This is a genomic window from Myxococcus sp. CA040A (assembly GCF_013336725.1).
Classification (GTDB): domain Bacteria; phylum Myxococcota; class Myxococcia; order Myxococcales; family Myxococcaceae; genus Myxococcus; species Myxococcus llanfairpwllgwyngyllgogerychwyrndrobwllllantysiliogogogochensis.
In genome coordinates, this window is the sequence record NZ_JABUMR010000001.1 from 779,638 (window position 1) to 796,910 (window position 17,273).

At 69.4% G+C, this 17,273-nt stretch carries 9 protein-coding genes; all 9 read left to right on the forward strand.

Translation table 11 applies throughout. The features are described from left to right. Positions 1 to 4: 4 nt before the first annotated feature. Positions 5 to 1,372 carry a UDP-N-acetylmuramoyl-L-alanine--D-glutamate ligase gene (gene murD / locus HUA75_RS03270; RefSeq protein ID WP_174485500.1) on the forward strand — a complete coding sequence of 456 codons (1,368 nt, stop codon included), beginning with the start codon at positions 5 to 7 and terminating at the stop codon, positions 1,370 to 1,372. Positions 1,373 to 1,376: 4 nt separating this feature from the next. Then, a complete protein-coding gene (gene ftsW, locus HUA75_RS03275; RefSeq protein ID WP_141648326.1) occupies positions 1,377 to 2,540 on the forward strand; it encodes a putative lipid II flippase FtsW in 1,164 nt (387 codons plus the stop codon). Next, positions 2,537 to 3,682, forward strand: coding sequence for an undecaprenyldiphospho-muramoylpentapeptide beta-N-acetylglucosaminyltransferase (gene murG, locus HUA75_RS03280; protein WP_141648325.1), 1,146 nt, complete (start codon positions 2,537 to 2,539; stop codon positions 3,680 to 3,682). Before ftsW ends, murG begins: the two co-directional genes overlap by 4 nt. Then, a complete protein-coding gene (murC, locus tag HUA75_RS03285; RefSeq protein WP_174485501.1) occupies positions 3,679 to 5,097 on the forward strand; it encodes a UDP-N-acetylmuramate--L-alanine ligase in 1,419 nt (472 codons plus the stop codon). The genes murG and murC overlap by 4 nt, the downstream gene beginning before the upstream one ends. 5 nt (positions 5,098 to 5,102) lie before the next feature. Further along, complete coding sequence (murB, locus tag HUA75_RS03290; protein WP_174453139.1) at positions 5,103 to 6,038, forward strand: UDP-N-acetylmuramate dehydrogenase; 936 nt, start codon at positions 5,103 to 5,105, stop codon at positions 6,036 to 6,038. Continuing rightward, on the forward strand, positions 6,035 to 6,991 hold the full coding sequence (locus HUA75_RS03295; RefSeq protein ID WP_141648322.1) for a D-alanine--D-alanine ligase: 957 nt from the start codon (positions 6,035 to 6,037) through the stop codon (positions 6,989 to 6,991). The genes murB and HUA75_RS03295 overlap by 4 nt, the downstream gene beginning before the upstream one ends. 137 nt (positions 6,992 to 7,128) lie before the next feature. Further along, positions 7,129 to 7,983, forward strand: a complete 855-nt coding sequence (locus HUA75_RS03300; RefSeq protein WP_174453140.1) for a cell division protein FtsQ/DivIB — start codon at positions 7,129 to 7,131, stop codon at positions 7,981 to 7,983. 44 nt (positions 7,984 to 8,027) lie between these two features. Then, positions 8,028 to 9,260, forward strand: coding sequence for a cell division protein FtsA (ftsA, locus tag HUA75_RS03305; RefSeq protein ID WP_141648320.1), 1,233 nt, complete (start codon positions 8,028 to 8,030; stop codon positions 9,258 to 9,260). Positions 9,261 to 9,633: 373 nt separating this feature from the next. Beyond that, positions 9,634 to 17,232 (forward strand): Ig-like domain-containing protein, encoded by a 7,599-nt coding sequence (locus HUA75_RS03310; RefSeq protein WP_174485502.1) that lies wholly within the window; start codon positions 9,634 to 9,636, stop codon positions 17,230 to 17,232. Positions 17,233 to 17,273: the final 41 nt, after the last annotated feature.

The window sequence follows — 17,273 nt, forward strand, 5'->3', positions numbered from 1 at the left end:
ATCCATGACGTTCGCGCTGTCCGGGCAGAAGGTGCTGGTGTACGGGCTGGCGAAGAGCGGCGTGGCGGCGCTGCGCTTGTTGTGCCAGCGGGCCGCGCGCGTGACGGCGTTGGACGCCCGGAGTGAGGACGCGCTGGGTGACGTGGCCCGCGAGGTGAAGGCGCTGGGTGCCACGCTCGTCACCGACCCCGCGACGCCGGGCCTCTTGGAATCGCAGTCGCTGGTGGTGGTGAGCCCGGGCGTGCCGCTGGCGCTGCCGGAGCTGCGCGCCGCCGCCGCCGCGGGCGTTCCCATCTGGGGCGAGGTGGAGCTGGCGTGGCGCTTCCTGGAGTCGGTGCCGCTGTTCGGCATCACCGGCACCAACGGGAAGAGCACCACCACGGCGCTCACCGGAGAGCTGTTCGTCCAGGGAAAGAAGCGCACGTTCGTCGGCGGCAACCTGGGCCGGCCCTTCAGCGAGGCCGCGCTGTCCCCCGGAGACTGGGACGCGCTGGTGGTGGAGCTGTCCAGCTTCCAGCTCGAGGGCATCCAGACGCTGCGCCCGCGCGGCGCCGCCATCCTCAACCTCACGGCGGACCACATCGACCGGTACGCGGACCATGGGGCGTACGGCGAGGCCAAGGCCCGCATCTTCCACCACCAGCGAGAGGGCGACTTCGCGGTGGTGAACGCGGACGACGCGGACGTGCTCGCGCTGGCGCGCCAGGCGCGAGTGCCCGTGTACGGCTTCAGCGTCACGGGCAAGCCGGTGGCGGACGCACCGACGCTCGCGGGGCTCGCGGTGGCGGAGGCGGGCGGCTTCCGGCTGGATTTCCAGGGCGAGAAGTACCGGCTCGCCAACCGCGCGCTCAGAGGCGCGCACAACGCGCAGAACGCGATGGCGGCCACGCTGCTGGCGCGGCTGGGCGGCGTCCCGGCCGAGGCGGTGCAGGCGGGACTGGACAGCTACCCGGGCCTGCCGCACCGGCTGGAGAGCGTGCGGGTGTTGGACGGGGTGGAGTGGGTGAACGACTCGAAGGCCACGAACGTGGACTCCGTGCTGGTGGCGCTGCGCGCGTTCCAGGGCGGGCTGTGGCTGATTGCCGGTGGCAAGGGCAAGGGCGCGCCGTACGCGCCCATGGTGGAAGAGGGGCGGGGCAAGGTGAAGGGCGTGCTGACCATCGGCGCGGACTCGGACCTGCTCGCCCGGGCGTACGAGGGGCAGGCGGCGGTGCATGCGTGCGGCACGCTGGCGGCGGCGGTAGCGAAGGCGCGTGAGCTGTCGAAGTCAGGTGACACGGTGCTGCTGTCGCCCGCGTGTGCGTCGTACGATCAGTTCAAGAACTTCGAGGACCGGGGCGACAGTTTCAAGCGCCTGGTCGGAGCGCTGTGACGGCATGAAGACCTCTCCTCCGTCGAATGCTCCCGTGCGGTTCGACCCCATCCTCCTGTGCGCCGTGCTGGGCCTGGTGACGATGGGACTGGTGATGGTGTACTCGGCGAGCGCGGTGCTGGCGCAGGACAAGCTCGGCGACAGCCTCTACTTCTTCAAGCGACAGGTCACCGCGGCGGCCCTGGGCCTGGTGGTGATGGCCGTGGCGATGAAGCTGGGCTGGCGCAAGCTGGCGCGCTGGGCGTATCCGCTGCTGCTCGCGGCGATTGTCCTGCTGGTGCTGGTGGCCATTCCCGGCATCGGCTCCACGGCGGGCGGCGCGCGGCGCTGGATTCGGCTGCCGGGCTTCAGCCTCCAGCCGGCCGAGGTCGCCAAGTTCGCCTGGGTCGTCTACCTGTCCTACTCGCTGGCGAAGAAGCGCGAGAAGGTGGCGACGTTCTCCGTGGGCTTCCTCCCGCATCTGGCGCTCTGCGGCATCCTGGTGATGCTTTGCATGCTCCAGCCCGACTTTGGCAGCAGCGTGCTGCTGGTGTTCATGTTGTTCGTGCTGCTGTTCGCCGCTGGCGCGAAGCTGAGCTACCTGGTCGGCTCCGTGTTGCTCGCGCTGCCGCTGGCGTACGTGGCGATTGCCTCCAGCCCGTATCGCATGAAGCGCATCCTGGCCTTCCTGGACCCGTGGGCGCACCGGCATGACGTGGGCTACCAGGTCGCCGAGTCGCTCATGTCCATCGGCTCCGGCGGCGTGGTGGGCCTGGGCCTGGGCGACGGCCGGCAGAAGCTCTTCTTCCTGCCGGAAGCGCACACAGACTTCATCTTCTCCATCCTCGGCGAGGAGACGGGGTTGATTGGCGTGGGCGTGCTCGTCTCGCTCTACGCCATCGTCCTGTGGCGCGGCGTGCGCGCGAGCCTCGCGGCCGGAGAGACCTTCGGCACGTACCTGGGTTTGGGCTTCACCTCCATCATCGCGTTCCAGGCCACGGTGAACATGTGCGTGGCCATGGGGCTGTTGCCGACCAAGGGCCTGACGCTGCCGTTCGTGTCGTACGGTGGCACGTCGCTGGTGGTGCTGATGGGCGCGGCGGGGGTGCTGCTGTCGCTGAGCGCCAGCGCGCAGGGAGCGCCTCGGAGCGCGCGGGCGGGTTCGGACTTGAGGGAGGTGGCGGCGTGAAGGTGCTCATCGCGGGGGGCGGCACCGGGGGCCATCTCTTCCCGGGCATTGCCCTGGCGGAAGAGGTGGTGACGCGTCACCACGCCAACGAGGTCGTCTTCGTGGGGACCGAGCGGGGCCTGGAGGCGCGCGTGGTTCCGCGCGAGGGCTATCCGCTGGAGCTGGTGAAGGTGCAGGGCCTGAAGGGCAAGGGCTTCTTCTCCCTGCTCAAGGCGCTCTTCGCGCTGCCCCTGGCCTTCATCGAGTCGTTCCGCATCCTCGCCCGGCAAAAGCCGGACGTGGTGGTGGGCGTGGGCGGCTACGCGAGCGGGCCCGTCGTCCTGGCCGCGTGGCTGATGGGCATCCCCACCGCCATCCAGGAGCAGAACGCGCTGCCGGGCCTCACCAACAAGCTGTTGGGCAAGGTGGTGCGGGTGGTCTTCATCGCCTTCGATGAAGCGCGGCGCTTCTTCCCGGAGAAGAAGGTGCAGCTCATCGGCAACCCCATCCGCCGCAAGCTGATGGACAACTACCTGCGCAGCCACGTGGCGCACGAGAACTTCTCGGTGCTCGTCTTCGGCGGCAGCCTGGGCGCGCGGGGCATCAACCAGCGGATGTTGGAGGCGCTCGACTCGCTGGGCGACTTGAAGGAAGGCCTGCGCTTCGTGCACCAGACGGGGAAGAACGACCTGGAGATGGTGCGCAAGGGCTACACGGACAAGGGCTTCCACGCGGACGTGGTGGAGTTCATCGACGACATGTCGAGCGCCTACGCGATGGCGGACCTGGTCATCTGTCGCGCGGGTGCCACCACGCTGGCGGAGCTGACCGTGTGCAAGAAGGCGAGCATCCTGATTCCCTTCCCGCATGCGACGGATGACCACCAGACGGTGAATGCGCGGGCGCTGGTGGACGCGGGCGCGGCGCTGATGTTCCAGGAGTCGGAGCTGACGGGCGCGAAGCTGGCGGAGACGCTGCGGACGCTGAAGTCGCAGCCCGAGCGGCTCAAGGGCATGGAGAAGAAGGCGGCCCTGTTGGGCCGTCCCGAGGCGGCGAAGGAGCTGGCCGACGTGTGTGTGGACCTGATGGTGCAGACCTGGGGCCCCACCGGCCGCGAGCGTCCCACCCCCGAGGCGAAGACGGCACCCAGGAGCAAGTCGTGACGAAGAACAAGCCCCCCAGCCTCTTCAAGACGCGGCACGCCGCGCAGGTGCACTTCGTGGGCATCGGCGGCATCGGCATGAGCGGCATCGCCGAGGTGCTCATCAACCTGGGCTACCGGGTGTCCGGCTCCGACTTGAAGGAGAGCGACATCACCCGGCGCCTGACGCGCATGGGCGCCACCATCTTCGAGGGGCACAAGGCGCAGAACCTCGTGCAGGCGGACGTGGTGGTGATTTCGTCCGCGGTGCGCAAGGACAACCCGGAGGTCGTCACCGCGCGCCAGCGGAAGATTCCCGTCATCCCCCGCGCGGAGATGCTCGCGGAGTTGATGCGGCTGAAGTACTCCGTCGCCGTCGCGGGCAGTCACGGCAAGACGACGACGACGTCCATGGTGGCCACCGTGCTGAGCGCGGCGGGCCTGGACCCGACGGCGGTGGTGGGCGGCAAGGTGAACGTGCTCGACTCCAACGCCAAGCTGGGCAAGAGCGAGCTGATGGTGGTGGAGGCGGACGAGAGCGACGGCAGCTTCCTCAAGCTGCACCCGTCCATCTCCATCGTCACCAACATCGACCCGGAGCACATGGACCACTACGGCTCGCTGGAGGTGCTCCAGACGGCCTTCGTGGAGTTCTGCAACCGGGTGCCCTTCTACGGCCTCAACGTGTTGTGCCTGGACAACCCCAACGTCCAGGCGCTCCTGCCGCGCATCGAGAAGCGCTTCGTCACCTACGGCAGCTCGCACATGGCGGACTACCGCCTGGAGAGCATTGCCCTGGACGGCTTCACCACCACGTTCCATGCGTTCCGCCGCGAGGAGGACCTGGGCGAGTTCCGCGTGCGCATGGTGGGCGCGCACAACGCCTTCAACGCGCTGGCCGTCATCGCGGTGGCGGAGGAGATGGATATCCCCCTGGAGACGGTGCGCACCGCGCTGGCCGAGTTCGGTGGCGTGCAGCGGCGCTTCACCGTGAAGGGCGAGGCCAAGGGCATCACCGTGGTGGACGACTACGCGCACCACCCCACGGAGGTGCTGGCCACGCTGGCGGGCGCCCGGCGCGCCTTCGGTCGCCGCGTGGTGGTGGCCTTCCAGCCGCACCGCTACACGCGCACGCACGACTTGCTGAAGGAGTTCACCACGTCGTTCAACGACGCGGACGTGCTCTTCGTCACCAACGTCTACGCGGCCGGCGAGGAGCCGATTCCGGGCGCCACCGGTGACGCCCTGGCGGACGCCATCCGCGCGCACGGCCACCGCGATGTGACGTTCGTTCCCAAGCGCGCGGACCTGCCGGCGGCGCTGCTGCCCCGGCTGCGCGAGGGAGACCTCGTGTTGACGCTTGGCGCGGGCGATATCACCCACGTGGGGCCGGACCTGCTCGGCCTGCTCGGCAACGCGGCTCCGACGAAGGGCTAGCCGACATGGTGGAAGCGGGCGTGAAGACGGCGCTGGCGGCTCGCGTGGAGCGACTGCCGGATTGCGAAGTGAAGGCCGGCGAGCCGCTGGCTCCGCTCATCAGCGTCCGGGTGGGCGGCGCGGCGGAGGCGCTGGTGCGTCCGCGCTCGCCCGATGCGCTCGTCGCCGTGCTGAAGCTCGCGCGGGACGAGGGCGCGCCCGTGGCCATCCTCGGGGGCGGCGCCAACACGCTGGTGGGTGACGGCGGCGTGCCTGGTGTCACGGTGAAGCTGCCGGGAGACTTGTTCCCCGAGCTCATCGAGGTGGGGCCGGAGGACGGGCTCATCACCCTGGGCGCGGGCGCGGCCATCGTGAAGCTCGTCAACGTGATGCGCGGCCAGGGACTGGTGGGCGCGGAGTTCCTCGCGGGCATCCCCGGGACGCTCGGCGGCGCGGTGTCGATGAACGCGGGCACCAAGAATGGCGAGGCGTTTCGCGTCATCGAGGCGGTGGAGGTCGCCACGCCTGACGGGGTGGGGTGGCTGACGAAGGCGCAGGTGCCGCATGCGTACCGGCACTCGGAGCTTCCGCCCGGGGGCGTGGTGACGCGGGTGCGCTTCCGGCTGCCCAAGGGCGATGTCGCCGCCTCCAAGGTCGCCATGGACGCGGACCTGGGCTACCGCAAGCGGACGCAGCCGTTGAGCCAGCCCAACTTCGGCAGCGTCTTCACCAATCCCCCCGGAGACCATGCCGGGCGGTTGATTGAACTCGTGGGCCTCAAGGGGCACACGCTGGGGCGGGCACAGATTTCGACGCTGCACGCCAACTGGATTGTCAACCTGGGCGGGGCGACCGCCCGGGACGTGCTGGGGCTCATCACGCTGATGCGGACGCGTGTGCAAGAGCATTCCGGTGTCGACATGAAACCCGAAGTCAAACGCGTGGGAGAGTTCCTGCCATGACAGCGAATCGCGGCGCCTTCTCGAAGGACGAACTCAAGAACAAGCGCGTGGGCGTGCTGTACGGCGGCCTGTCGTCCGAGCGCGAGGTGTCCTTGCGCACCGGCGCCGCCGTGGCCGGCGCGCTGCGCTCCCTGGGCTACGACGTGGTGGACATCGACGTGGGCAAGGACCTTCCCGCGCGCCTCATCGCGGAGAAGGTGGACGTGGCGTGGCTGGCGGTGCACGGCCGCTACGGCGAGGACGGCAGCCTCCAGGGCCTGCTGGAGTCCATGTTCATCCCGTACACCGGCAGCGGCGTGCTCGCGTCGGCGATGGCCATGGACAAGGTCTACGCCAAGCTCGTCTTCATCGCCCAGGGCATCCCCACGCCCGCATACCGCGCCTTCGCCGACGAGGCGTCCGCGCTGGCGGCGGGGGACTCGCTGGGGTTCGACTTCCCGGTGGTGGTGAAGCCCAGCCGCGAGGGCAGCAGCGTGGGGGTGCACATCTGCAAGGCGCGCGCGGACTACGACGCCGCCGTGAAGGACGCCGCGAAGTATGCGGGCACCCTCCTGGTGGAGCAGTTCGTCAAGGGACGTGAAGTGCAGGGTGGAGTGTTGGACGATGAGGCCCTGGGCGTCATCGAGGTCCGCGCCGCCCGCGAGTTCTACGACTACGATGCCAAGTACAAGGCGGGCACGGGAACGCAGTACCTCTTCCCCGCACCCCTGCCTCCGGATCAGTATGCACGGGTCAACGAGGTGTGCCTGGGCGCGCACCGGGCCCTGGGCTGTGCGGGGGCTTCGCGCTCGGACGTCATCGTCACCGACGGAGGCGATGTGTTCCTGCTGGAAACAAACACGCTGCCAGGCATGACGGCCACCAGCCTCCTGCCCAAGATTGCCGCAGGACGTGGTATCGACTTCCCAGCCCTGTGCGAGCGCCTGTTGCAAGGCGCATGTCTCAAGGCCTGAGACGGCCTTCCCCCTCGTCAAATCCCCCCTCGATGTCCTGGCCTCTCGTGGGGCCGGGGCGCTACAGCGACGTCGCTGTAGCCAAAAACTGGCGTGGAGATCCATCCGCGCGCAGCATGGGTCCCAGCGTTCCCACCATGGCCTTCGGTCGAAGCAAAAACCGCCGCCGTCAAGACACTGCCCAGCGAAATGAGGCCGTGAAGAGCGTGGTGCGCTCGCAGGGGCCGGGCGTGGTGAAGGTGGTGGCGCTGACGCTGGTGACGGGGCTGCTGGTGTGGGGTGGGGTGGAGCTGCGCCGGTGGGCGCTGGTGTCGCCCCGGTTCGAACTGGCGGCGGTGTCCTTCACCGGCCTGCAGCGCGCGTCGCGTGTGGAGCTGCTGCGCCTGGCGGCTTTGACGAAGGGTCAGAACCTCTGGGCGTTGGATGTAGGGGGGCTGGAGCGGGCCATGCTTCAGCACCCGTGGGTGAAGAAGGTGGACGTGACGCGGCGCTTCCCGAACCGTGTCTCCGTGGAGGTGTCCGAGCACGTCCCGGAGGCGTTGGCGGTGATGGGGGAGCTGTACGTGCTGGACGAAGAGGGCGAGCCCTTCAAGCGGGTGACGCCGGGGGACGGGCTGGATTTGCCGCTCGTCACCGGGGTGGACCGTGAGGGCTACGTGACGGACCCCGCCGTGGCGCGCCAGCGGTTCCAGGCGGCGCTCGAGGTGGCGCGGGCGTACGCGAAGGAATCACCGGGCAAGCCGGAGCGGCTGTCCGAGGTGCGGATGGAGGGGCGGGAGGTGACGCTGGTGGCCGCTTCCGGGCAGGAAGTGCGCCTAGGCGAAGGGAATTCCGAGGTCAAGCTGCAGCGGTTGGGCCGTGTCCGGCGCGAACTGGGCGCCAGGGGGCTTGCAGCGGAGATCATTCACCTGGATAACCGGGCCCGGCCCGGTTGGGTGGCGGTGAAGCTTTCGAGCCCCGTGTCCGAGAGGAACGGGAGCGCGAGGCAGTAAGAGGACGCCCCTTTCACGAGAGTGGGGGGCCTGGGAGGGTTGTCATGGCGAAGCAGAAGTCGGGGGAGATTATTGTCGGCCTCGACATCGGCACGACGAAGATTTGCGCCATCGTCGGGGAGCTGACCGACAGCGGTATCGACATCATCGGTATCGGGACGCATCCGTCGAAGGGGTTGCGCAAGGGCGTGGTGGTCAACATCGAGGCGACCGTCTCCTCCATCCGCCGCGCGATTGAAGAGGCGGAGCTGATGGCGGGCGCGGAGATTTCCCACGTCTACACGGGCATCGCCGGTGGCCACATCAAGGGTTTCAATTCCCAGGGCATCGTGGCGGTCAAGGACAAGGAGGTCCGCGAGGCGGACATCGCGCGCGTCATCGACGCGGCGAAGGCGGTGGCCATCCCCCTGGACCGGGAAGTCATCCACGTCCTGCCCCAGGAGTTCATCATCGATGACCAGGGCGGCATCAAGGAGCCCCTGGGCATGGCGGGCGTGCGCCTGGAGGCCAAGGTGCACATCGTCACGGGCGCCGTCTCCAGCGCGCAGAACATCGTCAAGTGCGCGAACCGGACGGGCCTGAATGTCTCCGACATCGTCCTGCAGCCGCTGGCGAGCGCCGAGGCGGTGCTGGGCGAGGACGAGAAGGAGCTGGGCGTGTGCCTCGTCGACATCGGCGGCGGCACCACGGACATCGCCATCTTCTCTGGCGGCTCCATCGTCCACACGGCGGTGATTGCGCTGGGCGGCAACAACCTCACCAGCGATATCGCCATCGGCCTGCGCACGCCGGCTCACGAGGCCGAGCGCATCAAGCAGAAGTACGGCTGCGCGCTGGCGTCGCTCATCAACAAGGACGACACCCTGGAGGTGCCGAGCGTGGGCGGCCGTCAGCCCCGCGTCCTCGGGCGGCAGATTCTGTGCGAAATCCTGGAGCCGCGCGTGGAGGAGATCTTCCAGCTCGTGCACCGTGAGATTCAGAAGTGCGGCTACGAGGACCTGCTGGCCTCGGGCGTGGTGATTACCGGTGGCTCCACGCTGCTGGCGGGCATGCCGGAACTGGCCGAGGAAGTGCTCGGGCTGCCGGTGCGTCGGGGCATGCCGCGCGGCATCGGCGGGTTGGTGGACGTGGTGAAGAGCCCCATGTACGCGACGGGCGTGGGCCTCGTCGTGTACGGCGCCAAGCACCTGGACCGGCGCATGTTCCGCATCCGCGAAGAGAACGTGTACAAGAAGGTGAAGGGCCGCATGCGCGAGTGGCTCGAGGAAATCTTCTAGCGCCTCGGGACGCATCCGCATCCTGGCGCCACGCGAAGGGGCTCTCCGGAAGGAGGGCCCCTTTTGCTTTTTCGACGGGGCGCGTCACGAACCGGCTCGGACGCCACGGTCTGGGCTGACGCGTCAACGAGGACCCGAGGCCCTGGGTTGACGAGTCAATGCGGGCCCGCAAGGCCCCAGTGGGGTGGGTCATCCGGTCCGGTTTCCAGAATCCGGATCCGTGATTCGGATCCGCTGCTTCGTCTCAGAGGCGACGGGAGGGAGAACCCCCCTGGGCCGAGGTAGGACCAGAAGTGGACGGAGGGTGGCTCCTGGATTGCTATGTGCCGTCGATGCCGCCCGGGCCCCACTTCACTCCGCGCGGCCCAGGCCTATGAAACCGAACCCACAAACTCCTACTTCGCTGGTCGAGTCGCGGCGCGTACGTGCTCGCTTGCCCGCCGTCGGCCTGCTGGCACTCCTGTGTGCCGCGCTGGTGGCGCCTTCCGCCTACGCGTCCGCTGACACCTTCCACCTGGGCGATGGCTCGGATGGAGCGCTCACCGTCAACGCGGCTGGCACCATCGTCAACACCTATACGCGGGTGACGGCGGCGGTTCCCGCCGGCCAGAACTTCGTCACGGTGGCCTCGTCGACGGGCTTCGCGATGAACGACCTGGTGCTGGTGTTTCAGGCAGCGGGCCTCACGGCCCCGACGTCGGGCAGCCAGACGCCCATCGACCTGAACGCTCCCGCCAACGTGGCGGTGGGCCGGTGGCAGTTCGGGCGCGTGCAGGCGCTGACGGCGACGCGCCTCACCTTCACCGCGCCGCTCACGGTGGCCTTCGCGGCCAACACTGGGACGCAGGCCATCCGCGTTCCCGAGTACTCCACGGTGACCGTCAACGCGGCGGGAAGCCTCGTCGCCAGGCCGTGGGATGGCACCACGGGTGGCGTGCTCATCTTCCTGGCCACGGGCGCGGTGAACAACGCGGGCTCCATCTCCGCGACCAACGCGGGCTTCCGCGGCGGCATCTTCTGGAATGGTGCCGGAGATGGCTGCACCGGCATCAACCAGGCCTATCCGGGCGGCGCGCCGAAGGGCGAGGGCGTGGCGCTGGGGAGCTACGACAACACGGACCCCTTCGCGGCGGGAACGACGGGCTACGGCAACATCGCGAACGGCGCGGGCGGCGGTATCTGCCACAACTCGGGTGGCGGCGGTGGTGGCAGCGCGGGGGCGGGTGGCAAGGGCGGCCGCACATGGAGTGGCGATACTCATGCCACGACTGGCGCTCCTGCTCCCTCTCGTGACGTGGGCGGTCTGGGCGGCACGCGCATGGACTTCAGCGCGGTGGACCATCTGCTCTTCGGTGGTGGTGGCGGTGCGGGTCATAGCAACGACGACTTTGGCGGCGGCGGCAGCGCGGCGGGCGGCATCGTGTTCATTCGCGCGGCTTCGCTGGCTGGCGCGGGGACGATTTCCTCCAATGGCGTGGCGGGTGAAAACGCTCGCGAGGATGCCAACGACGCGGCGGGTGGAGGTGGCTCGGGTGGAACGATTTATCTGCGCGTCACGGGTGCGTTGACCTGCGGCAACAACCTGGTGTTGGCGCGCGGCGGTAACGGCGGCAGCACGGTCTTCCCTGAGCACGGCACGGGCGGCGGCGGTGGTGGTGGTCACATCCTGCTCCAGGGCGGCACGATGAATTGCTCCCCCTCCGTCGCGGGGGGCATCCCGGGCACGCAGCCCACGGCGGGCGCTCCGGATGGCCTCACCTACGGCGCCATCGCGGGCAGTCCCGGTGTCATCACCACCCTGGCGGGCCCCTTCGTGACGCCGTCGGCCCCGGTGGTCGTGACGCCCGCCAACGGCTCCACCACGGGCGTGCGTCCTCCCATCACTGGCACTGCGACCCCGAACTCCTCGGTCGTCATCTCCGTGGACGGCGTGGTGCTGGCCACCGTCACGGCGGATGCCGCGGGCAACTTCACGTACACGCCGGTCGTGGACCTGACGACGGGCGTGCACACGGTGAATGCCGTGTCCGTGCTGAACGGCGCCTCGAGCATGGTCAGCAACACCAACACCTTCACGGTGCAGAACGCGCTGCCTCCGCCGGTCGTCGTCACTCCGGCGAACAACGCGGTGCTCACGACCGCGCCAACGCAAATCACTGGCACGGCGTCGGGCGGTGCCACGTCCGTGGTGCTCACGCTCAATGGCGTGACGTACCCGGCCATCGCCGTGACCGGCGGTAACTGGACGTTCCCGATTCCCGTCGCGGTGACGGACGGCGTCTACAACATCTCGGTCGTGTCCCAGGATGCGACCCGTACGAGCACGGCCACGACGTCCACCTTCACGGTGGACACGGCGACGTCGGTGAGTGTCACGACGCCGGCCGAGGGTGCGGTGCTGACCAACGGGGTGGTGACGTACTCGGGAACTGCGGAGCCCGGCGCCTCGGTGGCGGTGGTGGTGGATGGCACCACGGTGGGCACGGTGACGGCGGCGGCGAACGGCACCTGGTCGGTGCCGGTGGCGACGCCGCTGGCGGATGGGCCGCACTCGGTGACGGCGACGGCGACGGATGCCTCGAACCACACCGCGACGGACACGAACACCTTCACGGTGGACACGGGCACGTTCGTGAGCGTGACGACGCCGGCCGAGGGCGCGGTGCTGACCAACGGCGTGGTGACGTACTCGGGTACCGCGGAGCCGGGCTCCACGGTGGTGGTGACTGTCGACGGGAATACGGTGGGCACGGTGACGGCGGCGGCGAATGGCACCTGGTCGGTGCCGGTGGCCGCGGCGCTGGCGGACGGCGCGCACTCGGTGACGGCGACGGCGACGGATGCGCTGAACCACACCGCGACGGACACCAACACCTTCACGGTGGACACGGGCACGTTCGTGAGCGTGACGACGCCGGCCGAGGGTGCGGTGCTGACCGACGGAGTGGTGACGTACTCGGGCACGGGTGAGCCGGGCTCCACGGTGGTGGTGCGTGTCGACGGCGCCACGGTGGGCACTGTGACGGTGCCGGCGAACGGAATCTGGTCGGTGCCCGTGGCCGCGGCGCTGCCGGATGGGCCGCACTCGGTGACGGCGACGGCGACGGATGCGCTGAACCACACCGCGACGGACACCAACGCCTTCACGGTGGATGGGACGACGAACGTGAGCATCACCACGCCGGCGGAAGGCGCGGTGCTGGACGACGGCGCGGTGACGTACTCGGGCACCGCGGAGCCGGGCGCCACCGTGACGGTGGTGGTGGACGGCAATACGGTGGGCACGACGACGGCGGCGGCGAACGGCACCTGGTCGGTGCCGGGCAACTCGTCGCTGGGCGACGGTCCTCACTCGGTGACGGCCACGGCCGAGGACGCGAGCGGCAACACCGCGACGGACACGAACACCTTCACGGTGGACGCGTCGACGAACGTGAGCATCACCACGCCCGCGGATGGCTCGACCATCAGCGACCCGATGGTGACGTACTCGGGTACCGCGGAGCCGGGCGCCACGGTGACGGTGGAAGTGGATGGTACGGTGGTGGGCACGACGACGGCGGCGGCGAACGGCAGCTGGTCGGTGCCGGGCAACTCGTCGCTGGGTGAAGGTCCTCACACGGTGACGGCCACGGCCGAGGACGCGAACGGCAACACCGCGACGGACACGAACACCTTCACGGTGGACACGTCGACGAACGTGAGCATCACCACGCCTGCGGATGGCTCGACCATCAGCGACCCGATGGTGACGTACTCGGGTACGGCGGAGCCGGGCGCCACGGTGACTGTCACCGTGGACGGCACGGTGGTGGGCACGGTGACGGCGGCCGCGAACGGCAGTTGGTCGGTGCCGGGCAACTCGTCGCTGGGCGAAGGTCCCCACACGGTGACGGCCACGGCCGAGGACGCATTCGGCAACACCGCCACGGACACGAACAACTTCACGGTGAACACGTCGACGAACGTGAACATCGCCACGCCGGCGGACGGCTCGACGGTCGGCAACCCCGTGGTGACGTACTCGGGTACGGCCGAAGCGGGCGCCACGGTGACTGTCACGGTGGACGGCACGGTGGTGGGCACGGTGACGGCGGGTGTCGATGGCAGCTGGTCGGTGCCGGTGGCCACGACGCTGACGGACGGCTCGCACACGGTGGTGGCCACCGCCGAGGACGGCGACGGCAACACCGCGACGGACACGAACACCTTCACGGTGGACACGGCCACGACGGTGAGCATCACCACTCCCGCCGAGGGCGCGGTGCTGACTGACGGAGTGGTGACGTACGTGGGGACCGCGGAGCCGGGCGCCACGGTGACTGTCACGGTGGACGGCACGGTGGTGGGCACGGTGACGGCGGCGGCGAACGGCAGCTGGTCCGTGCCGGTGGCGGCGGAGCTGGCGGATGGAGCGCACTCGGTGACGGCCTCGGCGGAAGACGCCCAGGGCAACACCGCGACGGACACCAACGCCTTCACGGTGGACGCCACGACGTCGGTGAGCATCACCACTCCGGCGGAGGGCTCCACGGTGACCAACCCGGTGGTGACGTACTCGGGTACGGCGGAGCCGGGCGCCACGGTGACGGTGGTGGTGGACGGCACCACGGTGGGTACGGCGACGGCGGGTGTCGACGGCAGCTGGTCGGTGCCCGTGACGACGCCGCTGGTCGACGGGCCGCACACGGTGACGGCCACGGCGGAGGATGTGAATGGCAACACCGCCACGGACACGAACACCTTCACGGTGAACTCCGTGCCGGACACGCGCATCACCGCGAGCCCGCCCGTGAACACCGCCAGCACCGACGCGGAGTTCAGCTTCAACTCCGTCACGGGAGACCCACGTGACACCTTCGAGTGCTCGCTCGACGGCGCGGCCTTCACCTCCTGCACCAGCCCCATCAACTTCACGGGCCTGCCCGAGGGAACGCACACCTTCCAGGTGCGCGCGGTGGACGCGGACGGCGACGTGGACCCCACGCCTGCCCACTTCATCTGGTCCATTGGCCTGGATACGGACGGCGACGGCCTGACGGACACGGAGGAGATTGCCATCGGCACGGACCCGAACAACCCGGACACGGACGGCGACGGCGTGTCGGACGGCATCGAGGTGGAAGTGGGCGGGACGGATCCGCTCGACGACGACTCGGATGACGACGGTCTGATGGATGGCACCGAAGACAAGGACCACGACGGCATCGTCGACGCGGACGAGACCGACCCGAACGAGGCGGACACGGACGGCGACGGCATCCAGGACGGCACGGAGCTGGGCCAGACCGTGCCCGAGGGCTCGGACACCGACGCGACGGTCTTCATCCCCGATGCGGACCCGACCACCGTCACCAACCCCCTCAACCCGGACACGGACGGCGGCAGCGTGCGTGACGGCGTGGAGGACGCGAACCACAACGGCCGCATCGACCCGGGCGAGACGGACCCGAACCTGGCCGCGGACGACGTGGACTCCGACCTGGACGGCGTGAGCGACGAGCGCGAAATCGAGCTCGGCATGGATCCGCATGACGCGGACACGGACGACGACGGCGTGCCGGACGGCGATGAGGCCCTCACCGACACGGATGGGGACGGCACCATCGACGCGTTGGATCCGGACAGCGACAACGACGGCATCAACGACGGCACGGAGAGCGGTGTGACGCGGGAGACGGCGCCTCCGGGCACCAACGTCGACTCGCCGAACTTCGAGCCGGACCTGGACCCCACCACCACCACCGACCCGACGAATCCGGACACGGATGGTGACGGCCTGAACGACGGCCGGGAGGACGCGGACCACAACGGCCGCGTGGACGCCACGGAGACGGACCCGAACGACGCCGACACGGACGACGACGACCTGAACGACGGCGTGGAAGTCACGGGTACCAATGCGACGAACCCCCTCAACCCGGACACGGACGGAGACGGCCTGAACGACGGCCGGGAGGACGCCAACCACAACGGTGGCTTCGACAACGGCGAGACGGACCCGAACAACCGCGACACCGACGCCGGTGGTGCGAGCGACGGTGACGAGGTCAACGGGGGCTCCAACCCGCTGAACGGCGATGACGACTTCGTCGTCGTGGGCCGTGGCTGCAGCACGGGCGGGGCGGGCACCTTCGCTCCGCTGGCGCTGCTGTTCCTGGCGCTGCCCCTGTTCGGTCGCCTCCGCCGCGTGGCGGGGCGCTCGTCGCGGGGCGTGGCGGCGGCCGTCGCCGGAGGCCTGGTTCTCGCGGGCACGCTCGCGGCCCAGCCTGCCCATGCGCAGGTGACGACGCCGGGGCCCGTGTCGCAGTCCATCGACGTGCAGCGCTTCAAGCCGGGCCCGGGCGCCGAGGACATCCTCGGCATCCACAGCGCCCGAGTGCAGCGCCACCTGGGGTTGAACCTCGGCCTGTCTCTCAACTACGGGAGCAAGCCGCTCAACTTCCTGGACCCTCGCTCGGACCGGTTCATCACCGCGCTGGTGAGCCGTCAGCTGGGAATCGACCTGATGGGCGCGGTGGGTCTGTTCGACCGCTTCGAAATCGGCGTGATTCTGCCCGTGACGATTCAGGGCTCGGACCCGGCGCCGCAGGTGGACTCGTCCTTCTCGCAGGGCGTGGGCGGCGGTGGTATCGGCGACCTGCGACTGGTTCCGAAGGCGCGCCTGATTGATGGGGAGCGCTTCGGCCTCGCGCTGGCGGTGCCGGTGTCGCTTCCCACGGCGGGTGGCAACGACTTCCTCGGCGGTTCCGGGGTGAGCGTGCAGCCCAAGCTGGTGGCCGAGTACGGCGAGAAGGTCCGCTTCGCCGCCAACGTCGGTGTGGACATCCGCGAGAAGCAGGTGCTGCGCAACCTGACGGCGGGCAATGCGTTCACCTACGGCCTGGGCACGGAGATTCCCTTCACGCTGGGCCGCCTGCCGCTGTCCGCCGAGGCGACGGTGATTGGCGCCATCGGTCTGGACGAGCAGGACACGGAGGAGAGCCCGCTGGAGCTGCTGGCCGCGCTGAAGTACCGCGCGGTGAGCGGTTTCACGGCGCACCTGGGCGGTGGACCGGGCCTCACCCGGGGCTACGGCACGCCGGGCTACCGGCTGCTGGCGGGCTTCGGCTACAGCCCTCCGCCCGAGCCGAAGAAGGCGGCGCCTCCTCCGCCGGTGGACACGGACGGCGACGGCCTCTACGACCCGGACGACAAGTGCCCCACGCAGCCCGAGGACAAGGACGGCTTCGAGGACGCGGATGGCTGCCCGGACCCGGACAATGACCAGGACGGCATCCTCGACGGCGACGACAAGTGCGTGAGCGAGCCGGAGACGAAGAACGGCTTCCAGGACGAGGACGGTTGCCCCGACGAGGCTCCGCCCGTGGACACGGATGGCGACGGCCTCTTCGACCCGGACGACAAGTGCCCGAACCAGCCCGAGGACAAGGACGGCTTCCAGGATGGGGACGGCTGCCCGGACCCGGACAACGACAAGGACGGCATCCCGGACGTCGCGGACAAGTGCCCCAACGAGCCCGAGGTCATCAACGGCGTGGCGGACGAGGACGGCTGCCCCGACAAGGGCAAGGTGAAGGTCCAGGTGGATGGCGAGCGCATCCTCATCCTGGAGAAGGTCTACTTCGCCACGGGCAAGGACATCATCCTCCCGCGCTCCTTCCCGCTGCTGAAGCAGGTGGCCGCGGTGCTGCGCGCCAACCCGCAGGTGGAGCTGCTGCGGGTGGAGGGGCACACGGATGACCAGGGCAACGACGCGTCCAACCTGGACCTGTCCAAGCGCCGCGCCGCCAACGTGCGTGCCTTCCTGGTGAAGGAGGGCATCGACGCCGCCCGCCTGGAGTCGCAGGGCTACGGTGAGACGAAGCCCGTCGACACCAACAAGACGGCGAAGGGCCGCGAGAACAACCGGCGCGTGGAGTTCAACATCGTCCGCATTGGCAAGGTGGAAGTGGAGCGCGTGGCCCCCTGATGTCGTCGCGCCGCCCCGGGCGCCCACCGTGGTACCCCGGG

Bases quoted from the DNA above. Each gene is read 5' to 3' on its own strand.
- murD (WP_174485500.1), top strand. From the start codon at position 5: ATGACGTTCGCGCTGTCCGGGCAGAAGGTGCTGGTGTACGGGCTGGCG.
- ftsW (WP_141648326.1), top strand. From the start codon at position 1,377: ATGAAGACCTCTCCTCCGTCGAATGCTCCCGTGCGGTTCGACCCCATC.
- murB (WP_174453139.1), top strand. From the start codon at position 5,103: ATGGTGGAAGCGGGCGTGAAGACGGCGCTGGCGGCTCGCGTGGAGCGA.
- HUA75_RS03295 (WP_141648322.1), top strand. From the start codon at position 6,035: ATGACAGCGAATCGCGGCGCCTTCTCGAAGGACGAACTCAAGAACAAG.
- HUA75_RS03300 (WP_174453140.1), top strand. From the start codon at position 7,129: ATGGCCTTCGGTCGAAGCAAAAACCGCCGCCGTCAAGACACTGCCCAG.
- ftsA (WP_141648320.1), top strand. From the start codon at position 8,028: ATGGCGAAGCAGAAGTCGGGGGAGATTATTGTCGGCCTCGACATCGGC.
- HUA75_RS03310 (WP_174485502.1), top strand. From the start codon at position 9,634: ATGAAACCGAACCCACAAACTCCTACTTCGCTGGTCGAGTCGCGGCGC.